This is a genomic window from Acinetobacter sp. CAU_H_S170_2 (assembly GCF_058890445.1).
This window is the reverse complement of record NZ_JBZYAE010000001.1, coordinates 2,593,829-2,608,893: the sequence shown is the minus strand read 5'-3', so window position 1 is coordinate 2,608,893 and position 15,065 is coordinate 2,593,829. Positions and strand designations below refer to the sequence as shown.

The 15,065-nt window shown below is 39.1% G+C and carries 16 protein-coding genes and 2 pseudogenes; 7 read left to right on the top strand and 11 right to left on the bottom strand.

What is annotated here, in order from left to right; all coding sequences use genetic code 11:
- The 3 genes from AC5EUN_RS12845 to AC5EUN_RS12835 form a co-directional block, all read right to left on the bottom strand.
- A complete protein-coding gene (locus tag AC5EUN_RS12845) occupies positions 1-501 on the bottom strand; it encodes a chalcone isomerase family protein (RefSeq protein ID WP_058952269.1) in 501 nt (166 codons plus the stop codon).
- Positions 477-1,049 (bottom strand): nuclear transport factor 2 family protein, encoded by a 573-nt coding sequence (locus AC5EUN_RS12840; protein ID WP_171253723.1) that lies wholly within the window; start codon positions 1,047-1,049, stop codon positions 477-479. Before AC5EUN_RS12840 ends, AC5EUN_RS12845 begins: the two co-directional genes overlap by 25 nt.
- A 118-nt stretch (positions 1,050-1,167) precedes the next feature.
- Positions 1,168-2,049 carry a LysR family transcriptional regulator gene (locus tag AC5EUN_RS12835; protein WP_004976964.1) on the bottom strand — a complete coding sequence of 294 codons (882 nt, stop codon included), beginning with the start codon at positions 2,047-2,049 and terminating at the stop codon, positions 1,168-1,170.
- A 102-nt stretch (positions 2,050-2,151) separates the two neighbouring features.
- On the opposite strand from AC5EUN_RS12835, the gene trpB reads away from it, so the two are divergent.
- Both trpB and trpA read left to right on the top strand, forming a co-directional pair.
- Positions 2,152-3,363, top strand: coding sequence for a tryptophan synthase subunit beta (gene trpB, locus AC5EUN_RS12830; protein WP_058952267.1), 1,212 nt, complete (start codon positions 2,152-2,154; stop codon positions 3,361-3,363).
- Positions 3,360-4,148 carry a tryptophan synthase subunit alpha gene (trpA, locus tag AC5EUN_RS12825; RefSeq protein ID WP_159151630.1) on the top strand — a complete coding sequence of 263 codons (789 nt, stop codon included), beginning with the start codon at positions 3,360-3,362 and terminating at the stop codon, positions 4,146-4,148. Before trpB ends, trpA begins: the two co-directional genes overlap by 4 nt.
- A 126-nt stretch (positions 4,149-4,274) precedes the next feature.
- On the opposite strand, the gene ribA is transcribed toward trpA, so the two are convergent.
- From ribA to AC5EUN_RS12810, 3 genes are all read right to left on the bottom strand, one after another.
- Positions 4,275-4,877, bottom strand: a complete 603-nt coding sequence (ribA, locus tag AC5EUN_RS12820; protein WP_058952265.1) for a GTP cyclohydrolase II — start codon at positions 4,875-4,877, stop codon at positions 4,275-4,277.
- A 169-nt stretch (positions 4,878-5,046) separates the two neighbouring features.
- Positions 5,047-5,310, bottom strand: a complete 264-nt coding sequence (locus tag AC5EUN_RS12815; protein WP_058952264.1) for a hypothetical protein — start codon at positions 5,308-5,310, stop codon at positions 5,047-5,049.
- A 71-nt stretch (positions 5,311-5,381) separates the two neighbouring features.
- Complete coding sequence (locus AC5EUN_RS12810) at positions 5,382-6,113, bottom strand: Fic family protein (protein WP_058952263.1); 732 nt, start codon at positions 6,111-6,113, stop codon at positions 5,382-5,384.
- Positions 6,114-6,527: 414 nt separating this feature from the next.
- Here AC5EUN_RS12810 and AC5EUN_RS12805 point away from each other — a divergent pair.
- Together AC5EUN_RS12805 and AC5EUN_RS12800 are read left to right on the top strand one after the other, a co-directional pair.
- Positions 6,528-6,626, top strand: a pseudogene (locus AC5EUN_RS12805) (helix-turn-helix transcriptional regulator); the annotation flags it as partial.
- 43 nt (positions 6,627-6,669) lie between these two features.
- A pseudogene (locus AC5EUN_RS12800) lies at positions 6,670-7,630 on the top strand (IS5 family transposase).
- 165 nt (positions 7,631-7,795) lie between these two features.
- On the opposite strand, the gene AC5EUN_RS12795 reads toward AC5EUN_RS12800, so the two are convergent.
- From AC5EUN_RS12795 to AC5EUN_RS12785, 3 genes are all read right to left on the bottom strand, one after another.
- Positions 7,796-8,080 (bottom strand): putative quinol monooxygenase, encoded by a 285-nt coding sequence (locus AC5EUN_RS12795; RefSeq protein WP_058952262.1) that lies wholly within the window; start codon positions 8,078-8,080, stop codon positions 7,796-7,798.
- Positions 8,081-8,100: 20 nt separating this feature from the next.
- Entirely contained in the window at positions 8,101-9,099 is a 999-nt protein-coding gene (locus AC5EUN_RS12790) for a zinc-binding alcohol dehydrogenase family protein (RefSeq protein WP_058952261.1), read from the bottom strand.
- A gap of 71 nt (positions 9,100-9,170) precedes the next feature.
- Complete coding sequence (locus AC5EUN_RS12785) at positions 9,171-9,911, bottom strand: SDR family oxidoreductase (RefSeq protein WP_001059479.1); 741 nt, start codon at positions 9,909-9,911, stop codon at positions 9,171-9,173.
- A 135-nt stretch (positions 9,912-10,046) separates the two neighbouring features.
- Between AC5EUN_RS12785 and AC5EUN_RS12780 the strand changes: the two genes are divergently transcribed.
- The gene (locus AC5EUN_RS12780) at positions 10,047-10,946 is read left to right on the top strand and encodes a LysR family transcriptional regulator (protein WP_058952260.1); all 900 of its coding nucleotides are present in this window, start codon (positions 10,047-10,049) and stop codon (positions 10,944-10,946) included.
- Between the two features lie 50 nt (positions 10,947-10,996).
- Here the strand turns inward: AC5EUN_RS12780 and AC5EUN_RS12775 are convergent, their stop codons facing one another.
- Both AC5EUN_RS12775 and AC5EUN_RS12770 read right to left on the bottom strand, forming a co-directional pair.
- Positions 10,997-12,013, bottom strand: a complete 1,017-nt coding sequence (locus AC5EUN_RS12775; RefSeq protein ID WP_058952259.1) for a zinc-dependent alcohol dehydrogenase family protein — start codon at positions 12,011-12,013, stop codon at positions 10,997-10,999.
- Positions 12,003-12,998: a zinc-dependent alcohol dehydrogenase family protein gene (locus AC5EUN_RS12770; RefSeq protein WP_034617118.1), complete on the bottom strand. Its 996-nt coding sequence runs from the start codon at positions 12,996-12,998 to the stop codon at positions 12,003-12,005. Before AC5EUN_RS12770 ends, AC5EUN_RS12775 begins: the two co-directional genes overlap by 11 nt.
- 467 nt (positions 12,999-13,465) lie before the next feature.
- On the opposite strand from AC5EUN_RS12770, the gene AC5EUN_RS12765 reads away from it, so the two are divergent.
- Together AC5EUN_RS12765 and AC5EUN_RS12760 are read left to right on the top strand one after the other, a co-directional pair.
- Entirely contained in the window at positions 13,466-13,741 is a 276-nt protein-coding gene (locus AC5EUN_RS12765) for a metal/formaldehyde-sensitive transcriptional repressor (RefSeq protein WP_001133624.1), read from the top strand.
- Positions 13,742-13,762: 21 nt separating this feature from the next.
- Complete coding sequence (locus tag AC5EUN_RS12760; RefSeq protein WP_005105874.1) at positions 13,763-14,875, top strand: S-(hydroxymethyl)glutathione dehydrogenase/class III alcohol dehydrogenase; 1,113 nt, start codon at positions 13,763-13,765, stop codon at positions 14,873-14,875.
- The last annotated feature ends 190 nt before the right edge of the window (positions 14,876-15,065 follow it).

Here is a 15,065-nt window from a genome sequence, read left to right as displayed (position 1 = left end):
CTAATTTAATAATTGCTGTTTTAATTTAGCACTAAATGGCTGGGGACCCAGCCATATATTAAAATATTGTTGTGCCAGAGGATGTTTAAGCTGCCCTAAACCTTGCTGGTTCAAGGATAAGCTCAGGGTCTGTGTAGCATGGTTGTATTTTAAACGGTACAGGTCACCTGATTTGACCGGACGATACAAATCAGTGATTGGGTTGAATAGAGCATGTATTTTTGCGTCTTTAATATTACGTTTCAGTAAATGTGTGGCCGCACGTTTAAATGCCCATTCCGGAATATTCTGCGTATAGGTAAAATCCATCTGCATGTTTTGGCCTTGCCAAGGCTGATTACAGTTTTGCGCAAAGTAACTAGCCACACCGACATGTTTTTGTCCCACCATCAGCGGACCATTGCCGCATTGATTCAGGCTTTGTGCCTGTGCCCATGGACAGAAGCTACATCCCATCACTAACGCCGTGCTGATCGCTATTTTTTGAAAGGCAGTAGCCATGAGTAGACCCCTCCAACATAAGGCAGGGAACGATACAGGCCATTCGCAGGGTCCCAGAAATCCTGCTGGAAAATAATCTTGTTGTTTTCGTTGATCTTGATTTCACTGATACCGTAAGAGTCCATACTGCGGGTCGTGCCGAACATTTTAAAATCATAGGCCATATGCCAGTGCACATAGGCAGAGTCCTGATGATAAGAAGCGTTTAACAGCTTGACGCTGACCTTGCTGACCCGTTTGTTCATGCCTTGAAAGTGCTCGAGTAGATTTTGACGGGATGAAAATTGCGATAGGGTATCGTTAATAAACAGCTGGTCGGCATACAGCGATCCGGCTCTTTCCACAAATTCTGGTGTGCCCAAGGTATTAAAAGCTGAGGTAAAGCGGAGGCCGATATCCTGAGCTTTAGCCTGATCCAGCGCTATCCCCTGAATACCGTTTCTGGATTGGACGTAATCGGCTGAATAACTGGGAATACTTTTACATCCGGCTAACAACAGAAGCGGCAAGGATAAGGCTGTAGCAATTAGTGTTTTTACAAGTCTCATCATCAGTGTCCGTATGAAGTGTATGTTTATACCTTAGGCAGCACAGCGTGAACAGAATGTGAAATAGAGGTTATAGATGAGCAATTGAATAGAATTTTTCAAATCAAAGATTAAAGGTTTAACTTTTTTCTTCGGCCATTAACCAATCAATGATATTCATAACATCACGATTTTCGTTATTTTTTCTGACCATTGCATAAAAATTATAGTCACAATAGATAAAACCAAAAGGGGCAATGATCTTTCCATTTAGCATTTCTTTTTCTACTAGAATTTGAGGTGCTATGGCAATTCCTAACCCAGACACGGCAGCTTCTATCATTAAATTCAGACTATCAAAATAACGGTCATTGGATTTTGGGGAAAAGCTTATTTGAAACTGATCAAACCATGTATGCCATGCACTTTTATTTGAGTGGGTATGAAGTAATGGATAGTTTAAAAGATCATTTACGGAATGAAGAAGATTTATTTCACGATTACAAATAGGACCCATGTTATCGGGAAATAACAGATATTTATTCAAAAAGTTGGGAAGTAGATGATGTTCACTGACGCTATTGATAAATATGTCAACTTTCTCTTTTTCTAACAATTTTAAGTCATTACATGTCATTAATTTGATATGGATATTGGGATAAATGACTTCGAGCTTTTCTAATCGAGGAATCAGCCAATTTGCCATAAAACTATGAGAAGCGCCTATTACAACTTCTACTTCTGAAGTTTTATTTGTTAACTCAAAGACGCATTGTTCTAAACGATTAAAAAGCTGCGTACAAACTAGCGATAATTCTTCGGCATCCGCCGTCAGAGAGATGGTCGAGGAATGTCGAATAAACAATTTTTTATCCAACCATTCTTCTAACTGCTTTATTTGATGGCTAATCGCACTATGGGTTACACACAATTCTTCCGCAGCTAAACTGAAACTTTTATTTCTGGCGACAGCCTCGAATGCTTTTAAAGCATTAAGGGGAGGTAATGTTCTGCGTTTCATGTTGTAAAATTCTCTAACACCATAAGCTCAAAATATATCAATTATCATAAAAATGAAAATATTTTAAGATCAAACAAGTTTTGATAGTAAAAGAGATATGAGATGACAACCCCTTATACAGGTAATGGTCCTGATGACTTGGGATTTTTTGGTCAATTTGGCGGATGTTACATGCCAGAGAGCTTAATGCCGGCACTTCAAGAATTAGAGCAAGCCTTTAATACTGTTCGGCACAAACCTGAATTTTGGGCTGAATATCAGCAGATTTTAACGGACTTTGTTGGTCGTCCTAGTCCTCTTTTTTATGCAAAAAACCTAACAGCTTATGCAGGCGGCGCTCGAATATATTTCAAGCGAGAAGATTTGAACCATACGGGTGCGCATAAGATCAATAATTGTGTAGGCCAAATCTTATTAGCCAAATTTATGGGTAAAACCAGAATCATTGCAGAAACGGGTGCTGGGCAACATGGTGTTGCAACAGCAACGGTTTGCGCGCTGTTTAAGATGAAATGTACCATTTTTATGGGAGAAACAGATATTCAGCGGCAACAAATGAATGTTGAGCGCATGAAATTACTCGGTGCTGAAGTCAGAAGTGTTCAAAAAGGGCGTGGGACTTTAAAAGATGCCATGAACGAAGCATTACGTGACTGGATTCGTCATGTGGATACAACCTATTACCTGTTGGGTACTGGCGCAGGCCCTCACCCATATCCGACGATGGTCAGAGAATTTCAGAAAATTATTGGTCTAGAAGCCAGAAACCAAATACTCCTGAAAGAAAATAGGCTGCCTGATGCTCTTGTTGCTTGCGTGGGTGGGGGATCAAATGCACTAGGGTTGATGCATCCTTTTCTAGAAGACCTGAATGTCAAAATGTTTGGCGTTGAGGCAGGTGGAAAAGGAACAAATAGTGGTGAACATGCCGCCTCTATTTGCAAAGGTCAAGTCGGTGTGCTGCATGGCAATTTAACCTATTTATTACAAGATTCAGATGGGCAGATTTTAGAAGGGCACTCTATATCAGCTGGCTTAGATTATCCTGGTGTTGGCCCTGAACATGGCCTTCTGTTTGAAACAGGACGTGTTACATATACGGCGATCACCGATCAAGAAGCGGTAAATGCCTTTCAGCTTTTAAGCCAACAGGAGGGCATTATTCCTGCGCTTGAGAGTTCTCATGCGATTGCATATGCGATTCAACTTGCTCAAGAAATGCAGCCAGAACAGATTATTATTGTCAATTTAAGCGGCAGAGGTGACAAAGACTTAAACACGGTCAAAAAATATCTTGCAGGAGCTACAGCATGAACCGTCTAGATCAAAAATTAGAGCAATTGAAACTGGAAAATCGAAGCGGTCTGGTCTGTTATTTTACTGCTGGAGATCCTAATTTTGCAGAAAGTTGTCGTCTGTTGAGCCAATTAGGTCAAGCTGGGGCTGACATTATTGAAGTTGGCATTCCTTTTTCAGATCCAGTGGCAGATGGAGAGATCATTCAAGCAGCACATCTTAGAGCATTACGTGCAGGTCAAACGGTCAAACAGACCATTGAGTTGGTAAAAGCAATCAGGCTGCATGATGACAAGACACCAATAATTTTTATGACTTATTTAAATCCGATGATGCAATATGGTTTCGAAACACTTGTCGCCGATACAGAAAATCTTATAGATGGAATATTGATTTTAGATGCTCCATATGGATATCGAGAAAACTTTGAAGTGCAATTAAATGAAAAAAATATGCATTTAATTGCAATGACAGCGCCGACTACCCCAGTTGAAAGGTTAGAGCAAATCTCAGCGCGCGCGACAGGTTTTTTATATCATGTTGCAGAAAATGGCTTAACAGGGGGGCATTTAAATCTACCCAATATTGAGAAAAAGATTGCTGAAATCAAGCCTATTTTTAATATTCCAGTTGCAATTGGCTTTGGGATCAAAAATGAAAGTCATGTTAAAGCATTAGCCAATAAAGTAGATCTTATTATCATTGGCTCAGCACTTGTCAATACTTTTTTTAATAAGGGGATGAATGCGACTTTAGAAAAAGTCACAGTTTTTTCGCAAATCCTGAGAGAAAATAAAGAGTAGGCCAGCTTCTTTCATAGGTATTCTTTAAAACAATAATTAAATATAAAACAGTATCTTATCTTAGCCTTCTCCCGAAAGGGAGATGGAACTTTATACGTGGATTTTTTTACTGAAAGTAATTGCTTTTTAAAAATCACTATTATCATACAGATGTGACATACGTTTTTGCTTTGTTTCTAAATAATCTTTGTTAAAAATATTTAAGCCAACTTTTAAAGGAATACGTTCAACAACGTTGATTCCTAAATCAGTCAAAGATTTGATTTTAAATGGATTATTTGTAATCAACTTGACGTCTTTTATTTGTAAATAATCAAGCATAATGGTACACATGTCATATTTACGAGCATCTGCTGGCAGGTTTAATAATAAATTTGCATCAAGGGTATCATGTCCTTGGTCTTGAAGTGCGTAGGCCCGAATTTTATTGGTTAGTCCTATGCCACGGCCTTCTTGGCGAAGGTATAAAATGACACCTTGACCTGCATCATGAATCATCTTCATGGTTGAGTGTAATTGTGGACCACAATCACATTTGAGTGATCCAAAAGCATCACCTGTTAAACATTCTGAATGAATTCTGACGAGTACAGGTTGATTAGAAATAGTATCCATGTCTTTGGCAAGAGCGATATGTTCTTCACCAGTACTTTGGTCTTGAAATGCCATAATTTCAAAATCACCAAACGCTGTAGGTAACTTTGATTTGGAAACAAATTCTATAGCCATTGAAGAATACACCTATATAAATTTATAATTGGTAAAATTACTAAATTTACCTTAAAAGCACTTGCTAAATTTTTGTGGTTCTAAATTTCAGCGTTTTACTTCCAATTCAAGTATAGGTATTTAATAGTGAATTTTATGTGAAATGTTATTAAGAATAATTTTATTGAGGTTAGAATTTTTTATAAAAATATGCAAAAGCTTCGTTTTCCACAAGCCATCCATAATCTAAAGCTTTATAGTAAGCCAATCGATTATCAACACTGATGATACAAGGTGGATATTCAGAATTCAGCAGCTTGAGGTTCATTAACAGCTGTAATGTAGATACATTGCCATTAATATTTTTTAGCCTGCTAACTTTTCGCGGTACAATGAAGTAGGTTGGTTGTAAATGTTTTAATAAACAAAGGTTTAATTTTTTTGCTGTGCGCATACTATCCCGGCCGAATAAACAAAAATGTCTTAAGCAAAGATAAATGAAGAAAAATGTAAGTTAGTATAGTTCTATATTCCTAAAACAACTTGATACGGTTTAAATCCGTCTTGTACCGCCTCTGAAACTAACCGAATAAATGCTTCAGTCTTTCCAGAAGCCATCCATTGATCCAATGCTTCATAGTAAGCTAAACGATTTTCTACAGTAATCACACAGGGTGGATAGCCTGCTTTAAGCAGTTCCAGATTCATCAAAAGACGTGATGTGCGACCATTGCCATCAATGAATGGATGGATACCCACAAAATCCGCATGTACTTTGGCTGCACGTTCAATCGGGTGAAGTTTATATGCTTCAAGGTTATACCAATCGATTAGCTGAGCCATCTTGTCATTTAATAAAGTATAGTCAGGAGGGGTAGTAGTAGCACCAGAAATCAATACATTTTGCTGACGATAACGCCCAGCATTCTCATCATCAATATTTTTTAAAATAAGTTGATGAATATTGCGAATTTGCCATTCTGAAAATGGTTCTTCCTTACGAATAATGTCTTCGACGTAGTAAATCGCATTTCTATGGTTTATCGCTTCGAAATGTTCTCTTAACGCTTTTCCACCTACAGTAATACCTTCAAGAACTACTTTGGTTTCCAATAGTGTAAGAGTATTACCTTCTATGGCATTTGAATGATAGGTCCAGCGGACAATAAGATCTTCTTGTAAATTTTTTACAATTGCAGGAGATAAAGGGCGATATTGATCTAATTTTTTCTTTAAATCATCAATAATTTCAAACATAACTTTAACCCTGAATGTGTCTTTCTGAATAATACATCAAAAAATAAATATCAAAAATGTAATGTTATATTATAATATTTTGGTTGAGCTATAAAGATCGTATAATGAGTACACCATTTCAAATCCTTTAGTTCGGATTTGAACAAGATTATTTTTGTGATTCAATGCACTAAATCTAATTTGGGTAAAAAATGGGTATAGGTAAAATGCTATTGACTTTATAATTCACTAAATCAATAGCTTAGGAGTTGAGTTTAATTGACGCCATCCCATCAGAAAAGATGAGAATTTGTATTATTTAATGAAATAAAATGAACTTTAAACAACATTTAAAATTTTTAATAAATAAGAGTAAAAGATTGATAACGATGACACAATCTGTCCATGCACCCACATAAATTTGCTTATTGATTGATGAAACAAAATAGTTCTACTCATGAGCGATTAGCTGATCGTTTAGCTAATATTTTGACCATGTTAAATATGGGGTCTCATTTGAGCTCGGCTTTGTTACACAAACCTATATCTAAGGTTTATTCCACAATATAATTTTCAAATGAATAAGCCTACACCTAAAATTTATCGTACAACCAATTGGCCCGCATATAACCGAGCACTCATTAGTCGCGGAAATATTGCCATTTGGTTTGAATTCGCCCTGCTACGCAATGGTATGCTCCATCAAAAGGCAAACAAGGGCGAAATCAAACCTACTCCGACGCAGCCATCCAATGCTGCTTAATGATTAAATCCTTATTCAGTCTGTCTTTACGTATGGTCACTGGCTTTATGCAAAGTCTGATTAAACTTTGCGGCTGAGCAGCCCCGAATATCAGTGATATTCGTACACCACGCTTTGTAGAAGACAAAAGCATATTGATATTTCAATCAGCTACCAAAAAAGTAGCGATGGGCTGCATCTACTCATGGACTCTTCAGGCATGAAGTTTCTAGATGAGGCAAATGGAAACGCAAGAACCATGGACCTGAATATCGACGAAAATGGCGTAAACTGCACATAGATATAGATGCTGAAACACTGCAAATACGTGCAGTTCAGCTTACAACAAATAATGTCAGTGACTCACAGGTTCTTGGTGATTTACTTGATCAAACTCCACAAGATGAGCGGATTGACTCTGTTTATACCGATGGAGCTTATGACACTAAGAAATGCCGTCAGGTCATTGCAGATCGGCAAGCGCATGCGGTGATTCCACCTAGAAAAATGCGAAACCATGGAAAGAAACAAAGAGCAAGCAGCTCGCTAGAGCGAAATGAATTACTTCGAACAGTTAATCTTGCGAAGCAGTGCTTCTCAGGTAAACACTATGGAAAAATGGTCAGGCTATCATCGGCGAAGTTTAGTTGAAACTAAGATGCGCTGCATTAAATTATTAGGAGATAAACTCAATGCAAGGAGTTTTGATAGCCAAGTCAATGAGATTCATGCACGTGTAGCAGTCCTTAACAGATTTACGGAATTAGGTCGACCACTTACCCAAGTTACGCCTTAAATTTGGCTTAATTAGGGGCGCTTTGCCTTTCAAATCTTTGTGCAACAAAGCCCTAAAAATTTAAAAAACCAGAAAAAATAGGAGTTTAGAGCTCCCATTTTTATGTTAGCTTTCTAAGTCTCTATGTTAATTTGAAGAATACTTCATCATAACGTCCGAATACAGCTATATTTTTTTGATTTCTACAATATCACTTGATTCAATTAGCGATTGGATATTACCAAATAAACTTTGAATATAATCAGACGCTATATGGATATCTAAATCCTCTCTGCTACGCCATTCTTCTAAGAAGAAATATCTACTCGAGTCATTTTCGCTAATATAAAGCTCATATTTCAAGCATCCTTCTTCTTGAAGCGTAGGCTCTATTACACTTTTTAAAAGCGCTTCTAACGTTTCTTTTTGATCTGATTTTGCCTTAATGTTCGCAATTACTGAAATAGTCATTATTTCACCTTAAGTTTGTTTTAGAAGTTTTCTAGTACAATTTTGCCTTTTGATTTACCTGATTCAAGCAACTTATGCGCCTTCTCCAAGTTTGCAGCGTTAATTTTGCCTAGATTTTGGTTGAGGGTACTTCTAATTTTTTGCTGGTCAACTAATTGGGCAACCTGTTGCAACAGATCACCTTGCTTTTCAATATCATCGGTTTCATACATTGAACGAGTGAACATCAACTCCCAATGGATAGAAATAGATTTAGTCTTAAACGGCATAATATCAAATGTTTGTGGATCATCGATCAATCCAAGCTTGCCTTGTGGTGCAATCAGAGAAACTATTTGCTTGATATATGTTTCTGTATGATTTGTAGAGAAGACGTATTTTGGTTTTTCAATACCTAGTGCTTCGATTTGTTCGTTTAAATCTTTGCTATGATCAATGACATGGTCGGCACCAAGTGATTCCACCCAAGATTTCGTTTCTTCACGTGAAGCTGTTGCTATAACGGTCAGATTTGTTTTTGCTTTTAGGAGTTGGATAGCAATTGATCCTACACCGCCTGCACCACCAATAATCAGAATACTGCCAACATCTGTTTCTGAAATTTGAAACCGATCAAACAGCATTTCCCATGCCGTTATAGCAGTTAATGGCAATGCTGCGGCTTCTGCATTAGATACTGTAATTGGTTTAAGACTGATAATTCGTTCATCGACTGCTTGAAACTCAGCATTACTACCATCTCGGGTTAAATCGCCAGCATACCAAACAGAATCTCCTACTTTAAACGAGGTAACTTTTGAGCCAACTTCAATAATTTCCCCAACGGCATCCCAACCTAAAATACGATTATTTGCTTCAGACGAATTTTTTCGCACTTTGGTATCAACTGGATTCACAGAGATTGCCTGAACTTTTACCAGTACATCACGCTCCTTAAGTGTAGGCTTCGCTTTTTCAATATCTACCAATGAATTTTTAAAATCATCATGGTTATTGATAACATACGATACGGCTTTCATAGATTTGTCCTTAACTTTAAAAATATAGTAAAAATGGGAGCGAGGTGCTCCCATTTTTTGTTATTCAATTATTAAAACTCTTGGCTCGTTGGGCGTAAAACAATTTCATTAATATCTACATCCGCAGGCTGTTCAATTGCATAAGCAATTGCTCGAGCGACTGAGTCAGCTGGTATAGCTTGTTTGTAGAAATCAGTAACAAACTCTGAACTTTCTTTATGAGACGAACCAAATTTTAGTTCTGACTCAACTGCACCAGGCTCAATAGTAGTCGTTCTAATTGTTCCCCCAACTTCATGACGAAGTCCTTCAGAGATGGCTCTTACAGCAAACTTAGTACCGCTATAAACAGTACCTCCTGGACTAAATACTTTTATCCCTGCAACAGATGCGAGATTAATAAAGTGTCCAAAGTTTTGTTTTTGGAAAACAGGTAGGGTAGCTGCAATACCATAAAGAACACCTTTAATATTAATGTCGATCATACGATCCCATTCATCAACTTTTAGCTCACTTAATGGTGCAATAGACATTAATCCAGCATTGTTTACCAATACATCGATTTGACCAAATGCGCTTAATGCTTTTTCAATAAGTGCTTGTACTTCCTGTGGTTTGGTTATATCCATACCAATAAACTCAGCTTGACCACCTTCAGCACGAATGTCGTGAACAATAGCCTCTAATTTTTCAGTACGTCTAGCACCAAGTACAACCTTTGCACCTTTTTTAGCAAGTAAGCGAGCAGTAGCTTCACCTAAACCACTACTTGCACCTGTGATAACAATAACTTTATTTTCTATATTATTCATACAAGTAACCTTCAACCTATCTGGTAATCATATTTGATGGGTTAAGTATTACAGCCTTGTTATATATAATAAATGAATAATATTATCTTTCAGAATTCCTATTTACGGAATAATTACCAGACCACAGGATTGGACATGCAGAACAAATTGGAAATGATGCGTATCTTTTGTGTCGCAGCAGAGTCTCGAAATTTTAAAGAGGCAGCAACTCAGCTGGGTATTTCCCCGCAGGTAGTGACACGGGCAATAAAGGAGCTAGAAGAGCAGCGCGGAGAGATTCTGTTTTACAGGAGTACTCGACAAATTAAAATTACTGCTGATGGTGAGCGTTTGGCAAAGCAAGCACGTTTTGCGGTGGGATCGATTGATGCTCTGATTATAAAAGACACCAAGGAAAAACGAGATGAAATGCGTGGGACTGTCCGTCTTACTGTGTCGTCTGTGTTAGGGCGTAAATTGGTAGTACCTGCACTAGCAGAATTTGCCACACGTTATCCAGATATTGTCGTGGATTGTGTGCTAACAGATTCACACTCGGATGTGATCGATGAGCGAATAGATATCGGGATCAGATTTGGATTTTTGCCGGACAATCGATATGTGGCAAGGGAATTGGCTAAAGTGAATTTTTATTCTGTGGGTACGCCAGAGTTAATTGATAAGGTTGGAATGCCCAAAAAAATTATTGACCTTGATAAATACCCTCTAACAGCACTATTCGATCATAAAACAGGGCGTTACTGGCCATGGACATTCACCGAAAGTCGAAGCTTCACGCCATCAAAGCCTCGTTTTATTACAGATGATCTAGAAGCTGAATTTCAAGCTATTCTCGCTGGAGTTGGATTCGGACACATGCCTGGATTTCTAGTTTTGCCGTGGCTTAGGAGTGGTAAGCTCATTCAGATACTTCATGAGGAAACCTCTCCCGTTTGGCGCCTGTATTTATATCGTCCACAGCGGGGCCCGACACCTTTGCGAATCCGAGCATTGTTTGATTACTTAGTGGAAGTGCTGGGCCATATAGAAACCTGAATCAGAAGGAACTAACCTTTTTTCTAGAAAGTAGAAATCAGATAAGACCATCATGTATTTAGAGTAACTACAATTTTTCCTATTTGCTGATTTGATTCAAGATAGCGCTGAGCGTCATGCATGTTCTCAAAGTTAAAGCAACGGTCGATCACTGGACGAAGATATCCTGCACCTATACTGCTAAGAATAAATCGTCTGGCTTGCTCTCTTAGAACAGGGTCATGCAGAACCTCAAGGAACAAAAAACCTCGCATGGTTAAGCTCTTGCGTAATGCAACTTTAAGGGGAAATGGTGTGATCTCCGGGCTAAGCGCACCATGCATAACCATAGTTCCTCCTACAGACATCGCTTTGGCAATCTGTTCAATATGTGGCCCTCCTACAGCATCGAAGGCGACATCAAGATGTTCTCCACCTAAACGTAAAACAAGCGCCTCATACAAATCTGGTTCATCTTCACTGGCTATAACATTTTTAACACCGAGATCCAGTAAACGTTGCTTTTTCTCTATCGTCTGTGTACTTGCAATGACCTTAGCACCCGCTGCTTCAGCGATCTGTATCGCAGCTAGTCCTACGCTACTTGAAGCTGCTGTGATCAAGATCGTTTTTCCTTTCGAAACTCCACCAGCATGGATTACACCACCCCAAGCCGTCAAATACTGCATCCAGATTGAAGAAGCTTCTTCCCAGCTTAAACTATCGGGTTTGTGAACTAAAAAAGTTTCTGGAATCAGAAGCTTGTCCGCATATGTCCCATATTTGGCTAGATTGTCAGTCGGAAGAATCGATACTGCATCTCCTGGAGAAAATTGGCGTACACCTTCACCTATTGCCAGAACTATGCCTGCTCCCTCATATCCCAGACGAGAAGGGAATACTGCCTTTTGAATATAAGTCCCACGCCGAAACATTACATCAGCCCGGTTGAGTCCGATCGTTTTCATCTGGATTAGAACTTCTCCTGCTGCTGGTAAAGCAACAGGAAGTGTTTCTAATGTCAGAACATCTGTATCTCCAATACAATTGAAGCGCCAAGTCTTGGCCTGAAGTGCGTTAAATGACATCAATCACGACCTTAATATTGGCAGAGCGATCTTGAACAGCATCATGAGCCTCAATCGCTTGGTCTAGAGTAAAATGACGAGGATCAACAATAGGACGCAGTTTACCTTCCTCAACGAGACGAGTCGCGATCTTAAGGACATCACCATGATGAGCACGGCGATTGCCTGTTAACATCGGCATTAGGACGAATACGCCAGACACTGTGGCACACCGTAGAGATGAACTCGCTAAATTATGATTACCAAATGCAGCACAGCTGGTAATGTGGCCATAGTGAGTTGTCATGGAAAGTGAAGCTTCGAGTACTGGACCACCCACAGTGTCGTAAACAATGTTAAAACCTTGACCCTCAGGGCTTGCAGCAATAATGTCATCGGAAGATGCTGTTGTGTAATCGAGAGGTGTTGCACCGAGTTCTGAAATCAGTGATTGATCAGCTGTACGACCAGTCGCCCAAACATTTGCATCAAGTGCTTTTGCAAGCTGAACAACCATATAGCCAACGCCACCAGCACCACCCTGAACCAGTACAGTTTGCCCTGGTTGGACCTTCGCATTATCCACTAAACCTTCCCAAGCCGTGAGAAACGTCAATGGTAGTACTGCTGCCTCGCGCATAGAGATATTGCGTGGCTTTAATGCGATCAGATCAGCATCTGCTACAACATATTCTGCTAAAGATCCTTGAAGACCACGAACGCCACCTATCAGACCGTAAACTTCATCTCCGACGTTGAAGTGGGTGACACCTTCACCAACAGCAGTGACAACCCCAGCCATATCCGTTCCCAACACGGCAGGAAGCTCTGGCATAGCATATGGTGCTTCACCAAGACGAATTTTATAATCAATAGGGTTTACACCACTAGCATGAATACGGACTAGAACTTGCCCAGCCTCTGGTTGAGGTATAGGGAGTTCTACACGTGTAAATTCATGATCACCAAAATTTTCTAGGATAAGAGCATTCATCATCTTATTCATAGTTGTTCCTTATTCTTAACTAGGGGATGATATGCACAGTACCAAAATAAATTAATCCAATAAATGATATTTATAGGATTTAATAATTCCTAAATAATGAATAGTAAACATCATCCGCTCACTAAAAATATTCTAGTACAGTCTGTAAAGGCAGTTTAATCTAAACTGTCGGTAGTATTTTCAAGGCTTGAAACGTTCAAAATATCTACAAAGTGGCTAAAATTTGAAACATAATTCTAAAAGGTCACAGCATTACAAAGAACATGAGACAAAATAAAAAATGGGAGCTAAAAGTCCCATTTTTTTTGTGACTTTCGCATAAGCTCTATGATGTTAATTTAAAAAAACTAAAAACAGGGATAGAAAATTTTCGCTAAAGATCTTTTTAATTTTCGATTTATAAAAATTATTGCTTTTTTTATACTATGGGGTACTATAGTATTAATGCTAGCAAATAAGGAGGTCTGATGCCTAATCAGGTTGAAGACAAAAAAAAGATTCTTCTACGCGTCAGAAAGATCAAAGGTCAGACGCAAGCGATTGAAAAAGCGTTAGAAGACAATGTGGAATGTGGTGCAATTCTGCAACAAATATGCTCTGTGCGTGGTGCTATTAATGGTTTGATGAATGAAATGTTGGAGGTTCATTTAAAGGACACTTTAGTATCAGGTGAAACCACAGAACAACAACGAAAAGAAGAATTGGCTGAAATCGCCAAGATTCTAAAATCATATTTAAAATAGATCTGTATAAGGAATTATTCCATGAAGTCACGTGCTGCTGTTGCGTTTGGTCCTGGTCAACCTCTTCAAATTGTTGAAGTTGATGTTGCACCACCAAAGAAAGGTGAAGTATTAATTAAGATCTCCCATACCGGTGTGTGTCATACAGACGCATTTACTTTGTCTGGCGATGATCCTGAAGGTGTTTTTCCGGCTATTCTCGGGCATGAAGGTGCTGGTGTCGTAGTTGAGGTTGGTGAAGGCGTGACTAGCGTCAAACCAGGTGATCATGTAATTCCACTTTACACCGCTGAATGTGGCGAGTGCGTATTCTGTAAATCTGGAAAATCGAACTTGTGTATTTCCGTTCGCGAAACTCAAGGTAGAGGCGTAATGCCAGATGGTACCACTCGTTTTTCCTACAATGGTCAACCGATTTACCACTATATGGGCTGCTCAACGTTCAGTGAATACACTGTAGTGGCAGAAGTATCATTGGCTAAAATCAATCCTGAAGCCAATCACGAACATGTCTGCTTACTGGGTTGTGGGGTAACAACGGGTATCGGTGCAGTACATAACACGGCTAAAGTACAAGAAGGTGATAGTGTTGCGGTCTTTGGTTTAGGTGGTATTGGTCTGGCAGTCGTACAAGCCGCACGTCAAGCTAAAGCAGGGCGTATTATTGTAGTTGACATGAATCCAGATAAATTTGCGCTGGCAAAAGAGTTTGGTGCAACGGACTTCTTGAACCCTAAAGATTACGATAAACCAATCCAGCAAGTCATTGTCGAAATGACTGGCTGGGGTGTAGATCATTCATTTGAATGTATTGGTAACGTGAATGTGATGCGTGCAGCACTTGAAAGTGCACACCGTGGCTGGGGACAATCCGTAATTATTGGTGTAGCTGGCGCAGGTCAAGAAATCTCTACCCGTCCATTCCAACTGGTTACTGGTCGTAGATGGTTAGGTTCTGCCTTTGGTGGGGTAAAAGGTCGTACGCAACTTCCAGGAATGGTTGAAGATGCCATGAAAGGTAAAATTCAATTAGAACCATTTGTGACACATACGATGGGCTTGGATCAGATCAATGAAGCCTTTGATCTAATGCATGAAGGTAAGTCAATTCGTACTGTAATTCATTACGAATAATTCCGTCAGACCTTATACTTTTCCATGCATGTGAATCATGATTGACATGCATGGAATCCTCTAAAACGGCACATCATCTGTAAAACAGATCTATCTATGTATCCATCATGTATAGGTTCAACAAACCTGCCTACATTTTAAATCTTTATCAGTATTCTCTGTGGAGAATGTCAGACTCTTTGTTTACTCG

Excerpts from the sequence above, each read along its gene's own strand:
- AC5EUN_RS12780 (WP_058952260.1), top strand. The coding sequence starts at position 10,047 with ATGCAGAACAAATTGGAAATGATGCGTATCTTTTGTGTCGCAGCAGAG.
- AC5EUN_RS12840 (WP_171253723.1), bottom strand. The coding sequence starts at position 1,049 with ATGAGACTTGTAAAAACACTAATTGCTACAGCCTTATCCTTGCCGCTT.
- AC5EUN_RS12765 (WP_001133624.1), top strand. The coding sequence starts at position 13,466 with ATGCCTAATCAGGTTGAAGACAAAAAAAAGATTCTTCTACGCGTCAGA.
- AC5EUN_RS12785 (WP_001059479.1), bottom strand. The coding sequence starts at position 9,911 with ATGAATAATATAGAAAATAAAGTTATTGTTATCACAGGTGCAAGTAGT.
- trpA (WP_159151630.1), top strand. The coding sequence starts at position 3,360 with ATGAACCGTCTAGATCAAAAATTAGAGCAATTGAAACTGGAAAATCGA.
- ribA (WP_058952265.1), bottom strand. The coding sequence starts at position 4,877 with ATGGCTATAGAATTTGTTTCCAAATCAAAGTTACCTACAGCGTTTGGT.
- AC5EUN_RS12790 (WP_058952261.1), bottom strand. The coding sequence starts at position 9,099 with ATGAAAGCCGTATCGTATGTTATCAATAACCATGATGATTTTAAAAAT.
- AC5EUN_RS12795 (WP_058952262.1), bottom strand. The coding sequence starts at position 8,080 with ATGACTATTTCAGTAATTGCGAACATTAAGGCAAAATCAGATCAAAAA.
- AC5EUN_RS12810 (WP_058952263.1), bottom strand. The coding sequence starts at position 6,113 with ATGTTTGAAATTATTGATGATTTAAAGAAAAAATTAGATCAATATCGC.
- AC5EUN_RS12835 (WP_004976964.1), bottom strand. The coding sequence starts at position 2,049 with ATGAAACGCAGAACATTACCTCCCCTTAATGCTTTAAAAGCATTCGAG.
- AC5EUN_RS12760 (WP_005105874.1), top strand. The coding sequence starts at position 13,763 with ATGAAGTCACGTGCTGCTGTTGCGTTTGGTCCTGGTCAACCTCTTCAA.
- trpB (WP_058952267.1), top strand. The coding sequence starts at position 2,152 with ATGACAACCCCTTATACAGGTAATGGTCCTGATGACTTGGGATTTTTT.
- AC5EUN_RS12845 (WP_058952269.1), bottom strand. The coding sequence starts at position 501 with ATGGCTACTGCCTTTCAAAAAATAGCGATCAGCACGGCGTTAGTGATG.
- AC5EUN_RS12770 (WP_034617118.1), bottom strand. The coding sequence starts at position 12,998 with ATGAATAAGATGATGAATGCTCTTATCCTAGAAAATTTTGGTGATCAT.
- AC5EUN_RS12775 (WP_058952259.1), bottom strand. The coding sequence starts at position 12,013 with ATGTCATTTAACGCACTTCAGGCCAAGACTTGGCGCTTCAATTGTATT.
- AC5EUN_RS12815 (WP_058952264.1), bottom strand. The coding sequence starts at position 5,310 with ATGCGCACAGCAAAAAAATTAAACCTTTGTTTATTAAAACATTTACAA.